The organism is Pseudomonas sp. MF08831 (assembly GCF_059862645.1).
Genome location: NZ_JCBCUX010000006.1, coordinates 232,489 through 251,212, shown reverse-complemented (window position 1 = coordinate 251,212; position 18,724 = coordinate 232,489). Strand labels below are relative to the sequence as shown.

At 57.7% G+C, this 18,724-nt stretch carries 17 protein-coding genes; 9 read left to right on the top strand and 8 right to left on the bottom strand.

From position 1 onward, the window contains the following. The first annotated feature begins 143 nt into the window (after positions 1 to 143). Together AC19YS_RS15040 and AC19YS_RS15035 are read left to right on the top strand one after the other, a co-directional pair. Entirely contained in the window at positions 144 to 974 is an 831-nt protein-coding gene (locus tag AC19YS_RS15040; protein WP_070413451.1) for a shikimate dehydrogenase family protein, read from the top strand. Between the two features lie 28 nt (positions 975 to 1,002). Beyond that, complete coding sequence (locus AC19YS_RS15035; protein WP_070413450.1) at positions 1,003 to 1,743, top strand: SDR family NAD(P)-dependent oxidoreductase; 741 nt, start codon at positions 1,003 to 1,005, stop codon at positions 1,741 to 1,743. Between the two features lie 140 nt (positions 1,744 to 1,883). Here the strand turns inward: AC19YS_RS15035 and AC19YS_RS15030 are convergent, their stop codons facing one another. The 4 genes from AC19YS_RS15030 to AC19YS_RS15015 all read right to left on the bottom strand — a co-directional run bounded on the left by AC19YS_RS15030 (position 1,884) and on the right by AC19YS_RS15015 (position 6,255). After that, complete coding sequence (locus tag AC19YS_RS15030; protein WP_070413449.1) at positions 1,884 to 2,921, bottom strand: AraC family transcriptional regulator; 1,038 nt, start codon at positions 2,919 to 2,921, stop codon at positions 1,884 to 1,886. A gap of 291 nt (positions 2,922 to 3,212) precedes the next feature. Further along, positions 3,213 to 4,421 (bottom strand): DSD1 family PLP-dependent enzyme, encoded by a 1,209-nt coding sequence (locus AC19YS_RS15025; protein ID WP_161952160.1) that lies wholly within the window; start codon positions 4,419 to 4,421, stop codon positions 3,213 to 3,215. A gap of 59 nt (positions 4,422 to 4,480) precedes the next feature. Beyond that, on the bottom strand, positions 4,481 to 5,809 hold the full coding sequence (locus tag AC19YS_RS15020; protein WP_161952161.1) for a D-arabinono-1,4-lactone oxidase: 1,329 nt from the start codon (positions 5,807 to 5,809) through the stop codon (positions 4,481 to 4,483). A gap of 77 nt (positions 5,810 to 5,886) precedes the next feature. Next, complete coding sequence (locus AC19YS_RS15015; RefSeq protein WP_070413445.1) at positions 5,887 to 6,255, bottom strand: c-type cytochrome; 369 nt, start codon at positions 6,253 to 6,255, stop codon at positions 5,887 to 5,889. Between the two features lie 684 nt (positions 6,256 to 6,939). Between AC19YS_RS15015 and AC19YS_RS15010 the strand changes: the two genes are divergently transcribed. Both AC19YS_RS15010 and AC19YS_RS15005 read left to right on the top strand, forming a co-directional pair. Further along, the gene (locus AC19YS_RS15010; RefSeq protein WP_070413443.1) at positions 6,940 to 7,281 is read left to right on the top strand and encodes a hypothetical protein; all 342 of its coding nucleotides are present in this window, start codon (positions 6,940 to 6,942) and stop codon (positions 7,279 to 7,281) included. Between the two features lie 11 nt (positions 7,282 to 7,292). After that, complete coding sequence (locus tag AC19YS_RS15005) at positions 7,293 to 8,462, top strand: MFS transporter (protein WP_070413442.1); 1,170 nt, start codon at positions 7,293 to 7,295, stop codon at positions 8,460 to 8,462. Positions 8,463 to 9,630: 1,168 nt separating this feature from the next. Here the strand turns inward: AC19YS_RS15005 and AC19YS_RS15000 are convergent. The 4 genes from AC19YS_RS15000 to AC19YS_RS14985 all read right to left on the bottom strand — a co-directional run bounded on the left by AC19YS_RS15000 (position 9,631) and on the right by AC19YS_RS14985 (position 13,147). Further along, entirely contained in the window at positions 9,631 to 10,251 is a 621-nt protein-coding gene (locus AC19YS_RS15000; RefSeq protein WP_070413440.1) for an NADPH-dependent F420 reductase, read from the bottom strand. Positions 10,252 to 10,428: 177 nt separating this feature from the next. Next, positions 10,429 to 11,394 carry an SDR family oxidoreductase gene (locus tag AC19YS_RS14995; protein ID WP_070413439.1) on the bottom strand — a complete coding sequence of 322 codons (966 nt, stop codon included), beginning with the start codon at positions 11,392 to 11,394 and terminating at the stop codon, positions 10,429 to 10,431. Between the two features lie 49 nt (positions 11,395 to 11,443). After that, the gene (locus tag AC19YS_RS14990; protein ID WP_070413438.1) at positions 11,444 to 12,079 is read right to left on the bottom strand and encodes an NADPH-dependent F420 reductase; all 636 of its coding nucleotides are present in this window, start codon (positions 12,077 to 12,079) and stop codon (positions 11,444 to 11,446) included. Between the two features lie 435 nt (positions 12,080 to 12,514). Further along, positions 12,515 to 13,147: a class I SAM-dependent methyltransferase gene (locus AC19YS_RS14985; protein WP_070413437.1), complete on the bottom strand. Its 633-nt coding sequence runs from the start codon at positions 13,145 to 13,147 to the stop codon at positions 12,515 to 12,517. Between the two features lie 125 nt (positions 13,148 to 13,272). Between AC19YS_RS14985 and AC19YS_RS14980 the strand changes: the two genes are divergently transcribed. The 5 genes from AC19YS_RS14980 to AC19YS_RS14960 all read left to right on the top strand — a co-directional run bounded on the left by AC19YS_RS14980 (position 13,273) and on the right by AC19YS_RS14960 (position 18,699). After that, on the top strand, positions 13,273 to 13,725 hold the full coding sequence (locus AC19YS_RS14980) for a winged helix-turn-helix transcriptional regulator (RefSeq protein ID WP_070413436.1): 453 nt from the start codon (positions 13,273 to 13,275) through the stop codon (positions 13,723 to 13,725). Positions 13,726 to 14,575: 850 nt separating this feature from the next. Further along, positions 14,576 to 15,265, top strand: a complete 690-nt coding sequence (locus AC19YS_RS14975; RefSeq protein ID WP_119740604.1) for a class I SAM-dependent DNA methyltransferase — start codon at positions 14,576 to 14,578, stop codon at positions 15,263 to 15,265. Between the two features lie 13 nt (positions 15,266 to 15,278). After that, a complete protein-coding gene (locus tag AC19YS_RS14970; protein ID WP_200624715.1) occupies positions 15,279 to 16,208 on the top strand; it encodes a 2-oxoglutarate and iron-dependent oxygenase domain-containing protein in 930 nt (309 codons plus the stop codon). A gap of 23 nt (positions 16,209 to 16,231) precedes the next feature. Continuing rightward, positions 16,232 to 17,599, top strand: a complete 1,368-nt coding sequence (locus tag AC19YS_RS14965; protein WP_119740608.1) for an NAD(P)-dependent oxidoreductase — start codon at positions 16,232 to 16,234, stop codon at positions 17,597 to 17,599. Beyond that, a complete protein-coding gene (locus AC19YS_RS14960; RefSeq protein WP_200624713.1) occupies positions 17,596 to 18,699 on the top strand; it encodes a mandelate racemase/muconate lactonizing enzyme family protein in 1,104 nt (367 codons plus the stop codon). The genes AC19YS_RS14965 and AC19YS_RS14960 overlap by 4 nt, the downstream gene beginning before the upstream one ends. Positions 18,700 to 18,724 lie beyond the last annotated feature (25 nt).

The window sequence follows — 18,724 nt, the reverse complement described above, 5'->3', positions numbered from 1 at the left end:
ATGTTCCACCCCGCCTGCGCCAACCCTGGCCACGGTTCGCCTCCCTCCCAACTCCCGATCGATTTTTTTCGGATCTGCACCCTGTGCCCAGGTATGCGTCTCGCCCATCCATGCGCGCTCACACTCCCATCTTTGAGGTTTCCATGCACATCAGTGGCCAGACACAACTGATCGGCATCGTTGCCGATCCGATCGCCCACGTAAAAACCCCGCAGGTGATCAACCATAGCGCCGCCAATCAGAGCCTGGACTTGGTCTGCGTGCCTCTGCACGTACGCGGCGCGAACCTGCGCAAGGTACTGCTCGGGATATCCGGCATTGCCAACCTGCATGGCCTGGTGGTGACCATTCCATACAAGGAAAGTATCGTTGAATTCTGCGACGAACTGACCGACACCGCACAGCAAGTCGGCTCGGTCAACGCGGTAAGGATCGACCCCGAGAACGGTCGGCTGATCGGTGGCAACTTCGACGGCGAAGGTATGCTCGCCGGGTTGCACCAGCAGGGGCACCGGCTGGAAGGCAAGCGCGTACTGCTGGTGGGAGCCGGCGGTGCTGGCAAGTCGATTGCCTGGTCGATTGCCAAGCAAAGCCCCGCTCGACTAGCGATCTACAATCGCTCCCCGGCTCGTGCTGAGGCCCTATTGGAACGCCTGAAAACGCAGTTCTCCGACATTGATTTGAGCGTGAGCGACGGCAATGCGCAGAGCTTCGACGTGATCATCAACGCCACGTCGCTTGGGCTCAAGGACGACGATGCCCTGCCTCTGGATCCGGGTACGCTGCGGGCCGGTGCTCTGGTCTGTGAAGCAGTCATGCGTTCAGGCGACACCGCGCTGCTGACAGCGGCACGGGAGCGCGGCTGCCGCGTTCACCATGGGCAACACATGATCTACGGCCAGATCGTGCAGATTTGCCGCTTCCTTGGCGTCGACCTGCAGCACGAAAATGTGGCGCGCATTCTCGGACCATGACCCCCGGTATCCCTTTGGAGAAACGACCATGTACGATTTCAACAATCGCGTCCTTCTGCTCACAGGTGCCAACGGTGGAATTGGCCGTGAAGTAGCGAAACTGTTTTATCAATGCGGCGCATTTCTGGTACTTACAGACCTGGATGGCGACGGCTTGGCGGATTTTTCCCTGGAACTCGACCCCAGCGGAGAGCGCGTCGTTACCCTGCGGATGAATGCGGCCAACCCTGAAGATTCGGCCAAGGCGGTGCAATTGGCCATAGATCGCTTCGGTGGCATTGACTTCCTGGTGCCTTCGGCCGGTTTGTACCAGTCGCAACCGATTCGGCAGATGACCGATGAACAATGGCGTCAGACCCTGGGCATCAACCTCGACGGCGTGTTTTATCTGTGTCGTCGGGCGATTCCTGCATTGCGCGCCAACAGCGCGATCGTCAACCTGACTTCGATAGCTGCCCACCGCGGTGCGTTTTCCAACGCCCATTATGGTACCTCCAAGGGCGGCCTGCTAAGCCTGACTCGCGCCCTAGCCCGTGAACTGGGTCCGAAAACCCGCGTCAACGCCGTATCCCCCGGCATCATCGAAACCCCGATGACTCAAGCTTTGATCGCCACCCGTGGCAGCGACTCAGTGGAACAAACCCCTCTCAAACGTCTTGGCCAACCCAGCGAGATTGCCTCGGTGATAGCTTTCCTGTGCAGCAGCGGCTCGAGCTTCATTACCGGTGAAGTGCTGCATGTGAACGGCGGGTTATACATCGCCGGATGAGCGCCGTCCCCTCCCTGTCCTTTCAATGAGGACGGGGAGGTACTGCTCAACAATGCGCCGCCCCCCCGTATTTTCGATGACCGTCACACCCTACTTCAGCAGCACATATACTGTCCTTGCATACGGACCGCTCCTAGGAATTATGCAAGCCCGCGTCCTTCACCACGAAACGCACTGGGACTCAACCCGGCCCAGCGCTTGAATGCTCGCCGAAAACTGCGAACATCGCTGTAGCCCACCTCTTCCGTGATTCGTTCGAGAGTCAGGCTTGGGTTACTCAACAAACTCATAGTTCGTGCTCGGCGCACCTGCTCGCGCAAGCTTTCAAAGGTCAGCCCATGCTCGATCAGCCGTCGACGCAAGGTGCGCCCACTCATATTTAAGTCACTGGCCACCTTTGCCAGCTGGCTACGCTGCAAATCCCGGAAAATTGCGCGCTCTACCGCTTGAATCAAGTCCATTTTCTCATGCAATTGAGTGCTTTCCTGCTCCAGTAAATCTAAGGCTTGGCGCAGCGCCAGCGCGTGATGATTGGGAAGGCGCACGTCCATCCAGTGACGAGCCAGGACCATACGATTATGCAGACCACCGAACCGCACATCTGCGCCAAATATATGGAGATATTCATCTATGTAAAGCGGCGCGGTATGCCTGAATTCTACCCGCAAAGGCGCGAAATCTTGCCCCAGCAGAGCTCTGCCATACACCATGAGGCTGGCCAGGAACTCCTCGCTCACAAACACCTGCACCTCTGCGTCGGGCAGCAAGCATTCGACGTCGACGAAGACTTCCTGTCCGCATTCATAGGTATGTGAAGAGGCGATCGCACCAGAGGTATGCTGATGGCGTTCGCCAATTGCAAAGGCATCGCGCAAGGTCTTGCACAGCGAAACGACATGGCCGAGCAGGCCCAACGTACCGAGTACATTCTGATACCCGACCCATAGCCCCAACCCCTGATCGGGCAGTACCTTGAGTGCGCGCTGAATCATCGCGACCGCCTGGCGATAGGAGACTCTCTGGGCCGGATCGTCCAGATCAGCCAGGCTAAAACCCAAACCGCGACAAAGATGTTCCGCGCTTACCCCTTTTTGCGCGACCACTTGCCCGAGGGCTTGCAGCAGAAAGGTTGACACAAGGGCCATGTCATGATGTGGATCAGCCGGTTTCCTTTGCATGGCGCTTCGATTCCCGACCGAATTTTTCAGTTCTTGTTTTGGACAACATGATAACAATCATAGGCCCTTGCAAGAGGTGCTGCATTCTTGGCAAAAATTGTCCGCTAAAGTCCCCCATATGGCCGCCATTACCCTACCCTTCCGCGCGATGAGGGCTTATTACAGTCAGCTCTTTAGAGGCCAAATGGACATGAGCAAGAACTTGACTCTGGTTACAGCTCAGGAGCCCCCTCCCCTGTAAACCGAATCTGAAGTGGTGGAAAATTTTCCCCAAAGCTCTATAGCAGATCTTCAGATGTAAACGGGCCAAGTGTCGACGATCTTCCCGCCCCGTACTGCCAGCAACTCCCCAAACTGCAACAGCACAAACTCGCTCTGGGTCGGGCGCAGAAACACCTGGTCTTCCACGTTCAGCCCCACCTTAGGCGAACCATTGACCATCTCCTGATTGGAACTGCGCCCGTATAGGTTATTACTCTGCAACCCTTTGGGCGATTCAAACTCAGCCATCCAGTTCCCCCCATAAATAAAGAACGTGGCGCGCTGATTGGCATCCCACCACGAGAACAACCGCGACTTGCCGTCCAGCGCCGGAATATCCACTGGCCCGGTGCTCTTCAACACAGGCGTGGCGATATAGGTCGCCGGCGCATGCTCACTCAACGACGGTAAGTCATAGTGCGTCGGCTTGAGCAACGCGGTGCCCACCGACACCTCGCTGCTGAGTTTTTCCTGCTCGTGAATGCGATAACTCGGGCTGCCCGCCGTGTTCAACGTCAGCCCGTCACGCCACAGCGGCGCAAAGTGCTGACGGGTGTAATCCACATAGCCGCTGTAGCGTTGCATGACTTTCTCGAACAAATCCTGAGGCGAACCCAGAATCCCCGGCACGCCCATCCCCACAAACGGGTCGTAGCCCATGAACCCGCTGAATTCCAACTGCTGCGGGTGCGCGCTGATCAGCGTCAGCATCTGCCCCAGCACCGCGTTGTCGCTGATGCCGCCGCGATGCAGGCCCACATCCAGTTCAATATTGACCCGCAGTTTCGTGCCCAACCCCTGGGCAAGCGTCAGGTATTGCTGCAGGCGCTCAGGCGTGTCCAGCAGCCATTGCAACTGCCGGGACGGATCGAACGGGCCTTTGTGAGTTTGGTAAAACAGCTCGGCCGATTGCACCGGCAACGGCTTGCCCATGAGCATGTCGGCCTCGGGAAACGCCAGCGCATCGTGATTGAGAAACGGCTGGTGAAACGACATCAACCGCTGCGTCCCGGCGCGCTTGGTGATGTAGGCCAGTAGCCCCGGCGACGGCAGGGACTTTTCTACCAGCCGTAAGTGTTTACTGCCTCGTTTGACCGACTGCATGACCACATCGATGTTGTGGTCCAGGCGATCTAAGTCGATCAGCATCACCGGGCGCATCGGCCCGTGGGCCTTGAGTTCGGCGTTTAAAGTGCGGAAGTAATCGTTGTAGGGGCTGCCCCGGTCACTTGGGCGCAGCAACCAGGCACCGGCGGCCAGCAAAGCGCCAGTGCCTAGTACAAAATGTCGGCGGTTCATCAGGCCACTCCCAAAATAGACGACAGGTGCGCGTTGAGGAATTTACCGCTGGGATCAAGTTCGCGGCGCACTCGGGTGAACTCCTCCCAGCGCGGATACAACGGTTCCAAGGTGCGGGCATTGAGGGTGTGCAACTTGCCCCAGTGCGGGCGGCCGGCATATTTCCAGAAGATCGGTTCCACGGCGGCGAAGAAGTTGTGGTGGTCCATGGTGTAGTGCTGGTGCACGGAGATTGAACAGCTGTCGCGCCCCTCGAACATGCTCAGCGGAATGTCGTCGGCCTTGACGTAGCGGTACTCGATGGGAAACCAGGTGCGCAGGTCCTTATCGCTGATCAGCTTGAGGATTTCCCGCAGGCAGGCCGGACCGTGTTCGGCGGGCACCGAATATTCCATCTCGTTGAAGCGCACGTCGCGCACGTTGCTGTACACCTGGAACGACTCGGCCACCCGGTCATCGAAGTTGGCAAAAAAACGCAGGCTGTTGAGCAACGTGCCCCGGACGTCGGAGAAATCGCTGACGTATTTGTCAAGTTTTTCGATGATCGACACGAACTCGTTACCGCCCGCCTCGGCCGGGTCCATGGGCGGGGTTTCGGGGTCGGTGGTTTCGTTCAGGGCGATGGACAAGGCGTAGTCGGAATGGGTCACCACGAGCATTTCCCAGTGCTGGTTTTCCCGGGCGTTTTTCGCCACGTCTTCCAGCAGATCTTCGGTCTTGGCGATCCACTGGTGCTGTCGCAGACGGTAGGGTGCGCGGTTTTGCAGGCGGACCTGGGTGGCCACGCCAAGGGCTCCGAGGGACACCCGGGCGGCGCTGAACACGTCGGGGTGGCGGTTGGCGTCGCAGTCCAGTACCTGGCCCTGGGCGGTCACCAGCTGCAGGCCGGTGACACAACCAGAATACGAGGTAAAACCCACGCCCGTGCCGTGGGTCGAGGTGGAAATCGCCCCGGCCAGGGTCTGGTAGTCGATATCCGCCATGTTGGGCAGCGCCTGGCCGACGTCCTTCAATGCCTGGCCCATGCGCGACATCGGCGTGCCGGCGGCGAAGGTGGCCTGCAAGGTGTGCGGATCGTGATCCAACAGACCGTTGAAATAACTCAGGGAAAGCAGCGTGCCGTCTGTGGGCACCAGGGCACTGAACGAATGGCCCGAGCCCACCGGCCGCACCTTGCCCGGTGCCTGGCCGATGACCTGCACCAGTTCATCGAGGTTTTTCGGCGCCTGCCGGGCCAGGGGCAAACAGGTTTGCGCCCCCGACCAGTTGCGCCAGGGAATCAACCGCGGTGCCCGGGCCAGCTGGGCCAGCACCGGGTTACTGGTCAATGCCGTGAACGCGCCAGCTACCGCGCCGCGCTGCAATAATTCTCGCCGTGAAAGCCCCATCGCCTACCCCGTTATTCTTATTGGATGTGTTGACCCGACATAAAGCTGATCAGCCCCAGGAATTGGTCTTCGGAGCACTGCACGCACAGGCCCATCGGCGGCATGCCGTTGTAGCCATTGATGGTGTGGTCCAGCAGAGTGTCCGGGCCCTGGGCGATGCGCGGGCTCCAGGCCGGGCCGTCACCGGTCAGCGGTGCCCTGGAGGCCGGATTGGCGTGGCATAGCTTGCAACTGGTGTCGTAGACCTGGGCCAGGGCTGAGTCGCCGGGCATGGCGTTGGCCGCCGTGGCGCGTTCGGATGAATGTTTCGGTTTGTCGCCACAGGCTGTCAGCAGGCAGGTCACGGCCATCAGCAGACTTATGCGACGGGGGTTGATTGCCCGCATAGCCACCCTCTCTATCTTATTGTGTGAAAGCGTGATCAACACTAATACAACCACGGCACGGCGTTGAGGTCATTCGGGGACAGAAAGGGGACCAGAGCGGACAGCCCTGCGTAATCTGCACGGCCGATACTCTCAACGTCGAATACGCCGTGACTCATGGATAAAGGGCTGACCCTCTCACTAGCATCGGGGGTTCAGTTCAAGCGTCTTGTAAAAATCAGCCCGAAAATTGTGCCGAACCGTACAAAGGCAGCGCTTTGCATGCTGGCTGTTGTGGCCTGTAACGCCGCTCTTTGTGTACCAGCGAAACCTGGCCCACAGGCTTGTCAAAATGGAACACGTGGGCCATGAGCGAGTACTTGATTTTCCTCTATTTCATCCAGATGACGCACAATCCGCACACCAAGTCGACACCTACTGAACGATATCAATGCACCATTTCACAAGCTGGAGGGTCCTTTGCGCTTGGCAGCTCAAGCATTTTGCCGAGGTATAAATACGGCCGGACACTCGTTAAAACTCTCTTCGTCGAGAGCGCTAACACGCGCAAGTAGCCAACCGCTCACCGCCTATCTAGCGGCGAGCTCACCACGGGAGTACCGTACCTAAGGTTATACGTAACAGTTCTTATCCCGCTGGTTATACCCTCATCTATGCTCACAACATCGACCGGGAACTGACGACGTGCTGCAAGACGCAGTGGTCGACTTAGGACGTTCGCTCATTCGAGAAGTTGAGGAAGAAACGGGCCTGACAGCTGAAGACTTCACGCTGGTAGACGAATGGATCCGAGTTGAAAGTGACATGCATTTCGCCTTTTTCAAGGATGCGCAGTTGAAGTGGTCGCGCCTGGAAGTCTCCGATCCAATCGAAAAATTTCTGGCGGAGCAGATAGATCCAGAACCGTCCGACGTCGTGTTGGAAAAAAAGCATCAGGTCTGGCTGGACTCACCCTACCGATGTTCCCGCGAGAGTATTTTGAAAAGAGTCTGCCTAATCGTTGAACGCTTGGCGTCGTTATTCTAGGTCGGTCACAAATGGAAAAACCGAATATCGAATATGGCAACCAGCTACGCTGGTTTGCCCTCACCAGGATAAACATTCTCTCAGCACTTTCGCAGATCGTGCAGATTGGTACAGTCACCCCGCTGCTATCGCTTTCGCTTGAGCAGCAAGGGGTGGAGCCAGCAAAAATCGGGGTGGTTGTCAGTGCCTCGTGGTTGGCTATTTTGCTGCTCTACAAATGGGTTCCACGCTTACTGGCCCGTATGGGGCTCGTCAGAACTAACATCCTCAGTGCAGCGCTGACTATTGCTGCGCTGATCGGTATGCCCCTGACAACCCATCTGGCATTGATTTTTTCACTGAACTTCTTGCTCGGCATCGGCTTGATCCTGCGCTGGATCGCGTGCGATACGTGGATCGTTGCAGTCGCCTCGAAAGACGAGCGCGGCCGGGCGATCGGCGTCCATGAGGCCTTGATGGGCCTGGGTATTGCTATTGGCCCGCTCCTGCTGATTGTATTTGGCGTGGGAAGCGCCGCGCCCTACTACGCCTGTGCCTTTATCGTGTTGATGTCCGGCGCGCTGGCCTTAACCCTCAAGACCTACGATACGCAACCGAAAACACCGGCAGAAAATCACCATGGAAAATTGTTTAGCGTCATTCCAACAGCTCTTTGCGGCGCATTTATTGCTGGCTTTTCTGAAACCTCAGCCGTGTCGTTCCTTGCAGGCTACAGCCTCTCGGCTGGCTACCTGTTGACCGCCGCGACACTCCTAATATCAGTATTCGGAATTGGTGGCACCGTCCTTCAACTGCCAATTGGCTGGATGGCTGACCGCAGCTCTTACAAGATCGGCCAGTTAGTCTGCAGCTTGATACTGTTGCTGGGTTCGTTGGCCATTCCGCTCAGCCAGCCGCATCCTTGGTTGGCGACGATGATCGTGTTCCTCTGGGGAGGCGCTATTGGCGGCATGAACACCTTGGCTGTAATCGAGGTAGGAGACCGAGCTGGCGAACATCAAGTGTCCACCGCCATGACGGCGATTGCGATGTTCTACACCTTGGGCAGCGTATTGGGTCCCATTGTTACCGGGGCCACAATGTCTTATGTCAGCGAGCAAGGATTGATGATCTCAGTGGGAGCAGTTGGTGCGCTGTTCATTGCAATTGTGCTGTTGCGTAGCATTTCGCCAGCAAAGTGATTCGCACCAACTGGTTGGCTGAAACTGTGCCCTGCTGTTATCCAGCACTCAGTAAGTCACGTTCTCGCCTGCTATAGCGGGAAAGAGTCTCAGACCGCAGTTAATGACTAGCATTAATGGCCAGACAATCATCGCAAATTTTTTTATCGCCCTAGGCTTGCGGCTTACAGCACATCGGCTCCCGGCCAACCAAACTGCTGGGCAATTCACATCCTATGGGTCATCAATCCAGAGCCGCGCCTACCCTTGTACCCGTGTCAAAGAATTTTCGACCGGCCGTTATCGCAAGCCATACTATGCAGCTATGGAAACATGATGCTGAAACCGTCGCTGCCTTCGCTGTCGAACCATTGCCGCATCTCATCGGCGACGGTCTGCTCAACGCCGACCAAGGGCAACCCTGCGCATCCCCCGAGACGGAGGACCAGTTGCCGGACGGTCAGCTACTCGGGGGCGGCCAGCACAGCGATCCGTTCCTGAGAGCTCTGGCTGGCATTAGTAGGCGGAATCATTGGGAGAAAACATCTAGATCGAATGTGCTGGCATCCGCCCCCCAGAGCGACGGACAGCGAGGCAATAGCGCTCTGCTCCTGCGCCAGGATGTCGGTAACCTGTAGGCAAACGTCGCTAGAGCCCCTACAACGGGGGCCGGTGCCAAGAGTATTCACAGACATGGTGATGCTCTCGTTGATCAAAGCCTGGAGCCCGAATACATTTCGGAGGCCCGCGCCAGTCCTTGCGCATCGATATACGCCCGGATGTTGGTCAGTTTTCCATTTCGCACAGTAATGGCGAAGAGCCAATCGTCCTCCCATGTCCTAGTTCGCAACCTCAATCCTCCCACTAGCGAGACCAATGACCAGCACCCGGTCTCCCTACGCCGCAACCTCGCCGGTTTCCATGAGAAAAGTTTCCATCGTGTCGAATTGCGTCCGAAACAGATCCACCAATCCTGAGTGCCAGCGGCGCGTGCCGGCCAGCGGTCAGTCCTCGCCCGGAATGATTCAATCGATATCTTCGGCAGCCCACGTTAGCAGACCTTGCATATCGGCGCGGCCGGTGGCTGCAAACGCATCCTTCACGATCTGAACATACTCTTGCGCGTTCATCGAAATCTCGCCATCTCTTTTCAGATCGCGACGCAATGGACCTGACGGGTGTCGGCGACTCAGCCGATCTCGACGTTCAAGGCGATATCCCAAGTACCGGCACCATTTTTTGCAAGGCCGATCATCATCAGGCCGAGCGCCTCGAGCGTCTGCGCCATGTGCAGGCCGCCGACATCCAGCGGGCGCAGCCCAAGACTCTCGATGAAAGTCGAGACGCGTGCCTTGACTTCTGGATCGTCGGCGGCGATGAACGTGTCGAGGCGCCCTCCTTTGGCAAGGACATGGCCGAAAAGCGTGTTGAACGCCTTTACGACATGCGCGCTGGCGGGGGCGATCTTGGCGATCTCCTGCGCACCAGAACTGCCGGCGGGAGAGACAAGGCCCGAGAGGTCCGGGGAGGCCGTATTGGTGATGTCGATGATCACCTTGCCGTCGAGCGCGTCCCCGTAGTCGGCCACCACCGACGCCGCACCAGTGTAAGGCACGGCGAGAATGACGATTTCGCCGGCTGGAGGGGCCTCGTACTTCCCTGTGGTCGCTCCTGCTGCGAGCTGGTCGGCCAATGCTTGCGCCTTGGCCGGGTCGCGGCTGACCACCTCAACGGTGTATCCCGCTTTGGCGGTACGACCGGCGATCGCCGCGGCCATGCCTCCTGAACCGATGATGCTGATAGTGCTCATGTGTAATCTCCAAATGAGTTGGGGTATTGCCCGCTGTCTCTGAATGGGCTTCCCCCGATTAGTATCCCGTGCGTGCCGGGCAGCATCCGCCGCCCTTCTGCCATGCTCGGGGCGAACGGATCGCGACGTCGCTGTTCGCCGGACGATTTGCGACTCGGCGAATAGCCTGATGATCACTCAGGCGGCAGGGAAGTAGTGGCCATTGTCCATATCGGCAAACAGGCCGGGCTGCACTGGTGCCCAGCCGAGAGTCTGGCGCGTGATATCGTTCGACGCCGGGGTATCCAGCGTTACCAAGTTCGCGAGGAAGCCGAAGAAACCTGGCCCCATCATTACGTCAACGGGAATGGGCACGGCGGGAAGGTTCAGACGGCTGCCAATGGCCTCCGCGATCTCGCGGTACGGGATAGACCCTTCGGCAACCGCGTGCCAGCATCTGCCAGCGGGACCCTTCTCCAGCGCCAGGCGGAACAGGGTAGCGAGGTCGCGGGCATGCACTGCCGCCCACCGGTTGGAGCCGTCGCCGGGAAAGCCAACGACGCCCTTTTCCTTTGCTTGCCCGATCAGGACCTGAAGGAAACCGGCCTTGTCGGTTGAGCTGTGCATGATTTCAGAAATGCGCACGACCGAAGACCGCACGCCCCGCTCTGCGAGACCGATGACGGTAAGCTCCACGATGTTACGAACCCGCAGGGAGCCCTTATATTGATCGCCAGCCGGAGAAAGAGCCGGATCCTCCTCGGTCGCCGGTCGGCTCTGCAGCGGCCCAGGAACCGGCCACCCCACGTTAGTTGGCGAACCGATGCTTCCCGACACGACCAGCGGTTTTCCCGTTCCAGCCAGTGCATCACCGTAGGCGAGCATGATCTGGACTTCCGCTGCGGCAACAGCGTCGAGCCCGCCGACCGGAAGCAAGTCTTGTCTGTGCGCTACATGGATCACGCCGTCGGCGGCTGCAGCCGCCTCCTTGAGCCCGTCGAGATCATCGAGATCACCGCGACGCACCTTTGCGCCAAGCGCAGTGAGCGCCTGCGCCGCACTGTCCGACCGGGCCAACGCAGTGACCTCGTGGCCGGCGGCGATGAGGTCGGAGATGATGTATGGACCGGAATGACCGGTCCCGCCAGTGACGAATACGTGCATGTTGGTGTTCCTTGTAAGTGATGTGATGCGAAAAGTTATGCGAGTGCACTCAGCCGAGAAAGCTGACGCCGATTGAGAACCTGGTGTGCTTGACGGAGTGGGTCATGAGACCCAGCGACAGCAGGCAGACGTGCTCCAGCGTCCGCGCCATGGGCAGTAGCCCAACGTCAAACGGCCGCAGCCCGAGACCTTCGACGAACGCCGAGACACGTCCCTTCGCCTGCGCGTCGTCTCCAGCGATGAACACGCCCAGCGAGTGGCCTTCGACAGGACCGGCAGCCAGGACGTGGGAGAAATGGGTGTTGAACGCCTTGATGACTTCGGCGCCGGCTGGCGCAGCTTTGGCGATTTCCTGCGCGCCGAAACTGTCCTCAGGGGTCACAAAGCTTTTGAAGTCAGGGGCGACGGGGTTGGTAATGTCGACAAGAAGCTTGCCTGCCAATTCTTCGCCGTACTGCGTCACCACCTCGAGAACCGCTGAATAGGGAACCGCCAGGATCACAATATCCCCGGCCGGGGCGGTGCCGAACGTTCCTGTCGTCGCGCCAGCTCCGATCTGCTCGGCCAGCGCCCGCGCCTTGGTGGCGTCACGACTCATCACCTCGACGGTGTGTCCGGCTTTGGCGGCAAGGCCGCCGATCGCTGCGGCCATGCCACCTGAGCCGATGATGCTGATAGTGCTCATGTGCAGTTTCCTTACAGATATGGGTTGACCATTCAAGGACTGCCGGCGTGATCCGGTGACTGCGTTCAACCTGCGAACCATGCTGATCGCCTCACTTGCAAAAAGCAAGTGAATTGCAGAAATTTACTTTCGTTATGCAAGCAATGTTAAGAATCACCTATGAAATCAATATCTAAAGAAGACATTCGGTTCCATCGGCGCAGTGAACTATGGCGTGGAGATCTTCGGCGACCGGTGGTCGCTCTTGATCATGAGGGTGGTGGCTCGACTACATCGAAGCCCCTGGCAGGTCGACAAAGAGGTGAAGGCGCTGGTCCGCAATCGCGGATGTATCTTTCCCGAGATCAGAAACCTCGCGACCAGAATGGCCTTGTCCAAGCCACCTGGTCGACTGCTACTACCGACCCCTTCCCATGAAGACGGCGTCGTGACCTGTCAGGGCTTCACGAACCGATAGACGAAGCGATCTGTCTCGCCCTTGATGGCGGGATCGAACGCCTTGATCGAGTGTGGATCGTCCTTGTTCGCGAGCAAAGTGCTTTGCGCGTCCAGTACAAAACCGGCCGCTTCCACCTCCTTGTGAACGGATGCGGGCTCAATCCGATGCAGTGACTGGGCATTGCTCGCGCCCGTCCCGATGGCGGCGGCGTGGTCGATGATGACGTAGGCCCCACCAGGCTTCAGCCGCTCAAAGACGGCTCGATTGAAGTCGGCGGCCGTGGCGCCCCTCGCCTTCATCAGATCAGTGTGGAGATCGTGGTAGAACAGGTGCAGCCACAGGACATCCGCCGGTTGCGTGACCTCCGGCATCGCGGTCAGGTCGGCGGAGACGGCTTCGACATTCTCCCGGCCCGCCTCCTTCGCGAGCGCCTGCATGCTGCCGAGCGGATCGTTCTTGAAGTGGGCGACTTCGGCTGGCACAAAGCTGTAGACCCGCCCTTTTGGCCCCACGGTGTCGGAGAACAGACGGGTCCATTCGCCGTCGCCTGGGTAAACGTCGATGACGGTGGAGCCTGCATCCACGCGTGCGAACCGGAGCAACTCGGATAACTTGGTTGTGTCGTACACGGGGATCTCCTTTACGGCTGAGTATTCGCGTTCAATGTCCTAACCATGCTGGTCGCTTCACTTGCAAAGCGCAAGCGAATAACAGGAGTTTACTTGCACCATGCAAGTGATGTTAAGATCCCCCCATGAAAACCACATCTAAAGAAGACATTCGGTCCCATTGCGCAGTGAACTATGGCGTGGAGATCTTCGGCGACCGATGGTCGCTCTTGATCATTCGCGACATCGTTTTTGCGGGTAAGAAGACCTATGGCCAGTTCCTGAAGTCGGAAGAAGGTATCGCGTCCAATGTCCTTGCGTCCCGCCTCGCCTTCCTTGAAGGACAAGGAGTTCTCTCGAAGGCCCCCAACCCCGACGACAGGCGCAAGGATTTCTATACGCTGACAGAGAAAGGCCTGGACCTCATCCCCATCGTGCTCAACATCGTTCTTTGGAGCGCGAAGCACGATTCGAAGTCGTACGCACGGGACCTTGAGGAGTTCGTGACCCGTTTAACTCAAGACCCCACGCAGGTGAGCGAAGAGTTGAAGGCTCTGGTCCGCAGGGGCGGATGCATGTTTCCTGAGAGCAAGGGATGAGCTAGAGGCAACCGCGCCCTCTCACATTGCATGGATTATGGGCACACACCCGGCTACAAGTTGCAGCCGATGTCCGAAACGGTTCTGGAAGGCACCATTGAAGTTTCACCAACCCCGGTGGCTGTTGAGGGTCGATTTCAGTCGGTTGCCACTGGCCAATCTGTTGCATCGACCGGTCGAATCCACAGTCGTTAGCCACCCTGCTCCGCCTCAGAAATCGCCAATCGCGATCGCCCGCGCACTACGCGCAACTGGGGGCAAAACTGGGGGCATATTTGGAATTTTTCTGCCTGAAAGTATTGCTCTAGAGCCCAGTCAAAATGTTTTTTGGCGACCCTGAGAGTCTCTAAGCATCGTCACGAAGCCAGTTCATCCTGATCACTTCTGCTTTTTGATAGACCATGGAAGTCCATGCACTTCCAGGGAATTGCTACGTTCGAAGGTATATTTTAGGGCATGCTTGGGATGGTTTGAAGCGGATGCCCCCAGCCTCACGTACTACAGTCCCCTCTCGAAAACTGCCCCATTACTCTGCGCAAACACCGCTGAGTGAAGTTAGGCCGATGAGATGCTCCTCTGCGCCCAAGGGTGGGAGCAACCCAGTGTTCCAGCGCAATAGTGGACAGATCAACCACCTGTACCGTGAAGTAGGAATACTCCAATAAGTCCTGTCTAGCGTCCCATAGGAAAACGGCATGTATAACACCTGGTTATCCATGTAGGAAAAATCCGAAGGATAAGTCATCTATTTGGTCTTTACAGCGCGGTACCGGCGAATAAGAATGAACCCCCCACTCACGCCCCACCCTGATTCATTCAACCTGAAAAATAATTTTCCGGAGAATACAGAATGGCCAGCGAAAATAACGCCACGAGAATTTCTACCGCTTATTCCTCGACATCGGTGAATCGCGCCCTCAACTTCAATCGCGATTACTTTCGCCTCAGGGATTACTATGAAACATGGTCTACTGATTATGACAATGATGTGTCCGAAGAGAACTATTGCGGTCCACTCGTAATCAGCGACCTGCTGACATCGCTTCTTGGCAACGCAGACACAAACAACAGAAAACCTCGTAGTGCTTTACGCATCATGGATGCCTGCTGCGGGACCGGGTTGGTGGGGAAACAACTGACCCAACGAGGTTTTAGCACTATAGACGGTTGCGATCTGTCACCGGCGATGACACAGTTGGCGCGTCAGACCCAAGCATATGGGGCGCTCTACGGCGGAGTGGATCTGACCGAACACAACACGTTAATTGCGGACAGCGGGTATGACGCAACCTTGTGCTGCGGTGCGTTCATCGAGGGTCACCTGCCCATAGAAGCCATTCACGAACTTATTCGCATGACTGCCCCCGGCGGACTTTTACTGTTTAGCACGCGATGCACGTTCTATGAGGCAGAAAACTTCGCGGACCTGTTGGGCAGTTTAGTCGCGACAAAAAAACTATCCCCCCTACCGTCACTTATGAATGCTCCTTATTTAGACGAGGTACATGCTCACTACCTAGCATTTAGAATTACCCGATAAGGGGGGCTCGAGCATGGAGGCCTTGAATCGCATTTCACTTGAAGTGCTTGAATCTATTGATACGCCGCGCGAAGTACGACGCCTACGTGAAACCTGTATTAAGGACGGTTTCTTTTATTTAACCGAACACGGTATAAGTCCGCTGCTTATCGATCAGGCGTTTAGTGCGGCGCGACAATTCTTCGCGCTGCCGCTGGAGATCAAGAATCATTTTTCCCAAGACCACCAACAGGTCAGCCCCAGAACTTGCCGGGGTTATGTACATACCTTTGGCGAAACATTGCACGCCCCTACCGGTCCCGATTGTAAACAGCACTTCGACATGGGACGAGAGGCCGCCCTGTGCGAAAAACCTTTCACAGGTCCGAACTTGCTACCCGACGAGCAAATAGCTCCCGGTTTCGCCAAGGCGATGCTGGCCCTGCAAGACCAAGTCATGCACCTAGTGGTGCCTCGATTATTACAAGGGCTGGCGCTTGCCCTGGGGTTGGACAAGCTGTTCTTCGAGCCCTTCTTTTCTGATCCGGTGCTGATACAGCGTGCCCTGTACTACCCACCACTGCGCAGTGGCGCGGGCAAACACACGGACAACGGCATATTCACCTTGCTGTTCCAGGAGGCCGGTGATGCCTGCGCGCTACGCGCTTTTTCCCAAGGACGCTGGATCGATGTTCCGCCTTGCGGGCACGAAGTGGTGATCAACCTGGGGGACATGCTGATGAAGTGGAGTAACGGCCTCTTTACCAGTACACCCCACCAAGTCATTCACCGTGCGAACAGTGGCAGGGTATCGCTGCCGTTTTTTGTGTACCCGAACGTGGACGCCAGGTTCAACCCTCTGGGCAGCGACCAGGTCGTGTCGTGCCAGCAAGTCATGCTTGAAAATTTCAACTCAATCTGGGTAACCGGCCAGGGTGCCGGCAGGGCACGCGAACTCGCTTGACCCCACCATCAGGAGGAATCGATATGCAAGCTGCCAAGCCGAAAGTCGGCTTCATCGGTACCGGCAATATGGGCCGTCCATTGATAGAGCGTCTGCTGAATGCGGGTTATCACGTCCAGGTCCATGATATCGACCCCGCGCATGCTGGACCGGTGATCGAGTTGGGCGCTTTCTGGAAAGACACCCCTGCCCTGTGCGCCCACACATGCCAGATTGTGGTGACATGCCTGCCGCTACCGCACCACGTGCTGGAAAACATGACGGGGGAGCACGGCGCTCTGGCGGGAATGGCCGAAGGTACGGTCTGGATCGACACCTCCACCACCGACTATCACAACACCCAACATATCGCTGAATTGGCCAGGCAAAAAAATATCTTCAGCCTGGAAGCGCCCGTCAGCAACCTGTCACATATGGGCGTGGATTTTGCCAACGTATGCTTCTACATCGGCGGAGATGAACGCGGCTACCCATTGAGCCGGGTCATGCTTGACACCATGGGACGCAAGTCTTTCTACGTGGGAGAGATCGGTGCCGGCCAATCGGTCAAATTGCTCACCAACCTGCTGTTCTACACCGCCACCGTGGTATGGGCCGAACTGCTGGTCATGGCCAGAGCCAACGATATTCCGCTGCACTGGCTGTGGGATTACGTGAAAGTCTCGCGGGGAAACTGCTTTGTCAGCAACCAACTGACCCCATTCATATTCGACGCCAGCTACGATCATTCCTGCACGTTGGAAATCACCGTCAAGGACACCAGCCTCACCGAGGCATTGGCCGATGAGCTGGGGGTGGCCATGCCGCTGGGACGCATCGTCGCGCAGCGCTACCACCAGGCTGGGACGCTGTTCGACAGCCAGGACAATCACGTAAAGGTGGCCGCCATGAGCGAGCGGGAAAACGGACTATCCCTCACCCTGCCCGATTTTCATGCGCCTTCGCCCTATGGCGCCAACCGCGACTATCGCCACAGCGGCGTTGTGATTGAGGACCCCCTGGGCCGCATCACTCCGGCCCTGGCACAGACGTTTCATTCGGGCCTTGTATTCACCGACGACAACAAGATCAAGCTGGCCTCGCACCTGGTGGAATTCCTGGCCTGCATCAACAAGGTCATCCTCGACGAGGCCTGGCAAATCGGTCGCGCAATGGGTCTTTCGGACACGCTGATCGAGCAGGTGGTGAACTGGAGTTGCGGCCCCAGTTGGGTTGCCGAACACCTGGATAGCTATGAACCTTGCCTGGACAGTATCGCAGCGGTTGGCGAACTCCAGCAGGCACTGCAACTGCCCGTCATTGAGCAAATTTTTCACCAGTCGATTCTGGGCTTTCCCTCCCCTGCCCGCGCAGTCGGGCGTGCGGTGCGGCAGGGAGCGTTCGCACCATGAAAATCACCTCCATCAAGGTCTACCAGCTGGATATACCGCTCAAGAACAAATACAGCCTCAGCGGGGGGCGACTGCACTATGACTCACTCGACTCCACCATCGTCCTGGTCACCACGGACAGTGGCCTGGTGGGCGTCGGCGAGAGTTGCCCTTGGGGCGCCACTTACTTGCCTGCCTACGCCAAAGGCGTGCGGGCCGGCATAGAGGAATTGGCGCCGCACCTGTTGGGTGAAAATCCACTGCACCTGGATCAGATCAATGCACGCATGGACCTGATGCTTCCGGGTCACCCCTACGTGAAAGCTGCAATCGACCTGGCGTGCTGGGACATCCTCGGCAAACACTGCCAACTGCCGGTATACGCATTGCTTGGCGGCCGGTTCCAGGCGTCGATAGCCTTGCAAAGCAGCATTCCCACCGACGATACAGTGCAGATGGCGGCCCATCTGGCCTTGGCTCGCAGCGAGGGTTATCGCACCCACTCCTGCAAGGTCGGCATCGGGGTGGAGGAGGATGTGGCTCAGATCCAGCGCCTGCTCGAACAGCGCCTGCCCGGAGAGGTCATCACCTTCGATGTCAATCGTGCCTGGACGGTTTCGGAGGCCGTCGCCGTAATGAACAGCGTGGAAGACCCAACAGTGTGCTTCGAACAGCCCTGCGAATCCTTGGAGCAGTGCCGAGCGGTGCGGGAACTGACACGCAACCCGATCATTCTGGATGAGTCCATTGTGACCCTTGGCGACCTGGTACAAGGCCAGCGCCAGAACATCGCCCAACTGATAGGGTTGAAGATTGGCCGCGTGGGAGGACTGACCAAAGCCCGACAGCTTCGGGACTTCTGCATCTACCACGGCATACGGATGAATATTGAAGACGTCGGCGGCACCCAGGTCAGTGACAGCGCCGTTATGCATTTGGCAGCTTCGACCCCTGGCCGCCTACATCGTGCCAGCTGGAATTGCTGCCGACACCATGAGATGCACGTGGCCGAGGTGGATTTTGAAATCAGCCAAGGCCGTGCCTACCTGCGTGACGGCCCAGGCCTGGGGCTGACGCTTGACTCCCGGCAGTTCGAGCACCCCGTCGCCCAGTACGGATAAATTTCACTGTCCTTCCAACTGATCC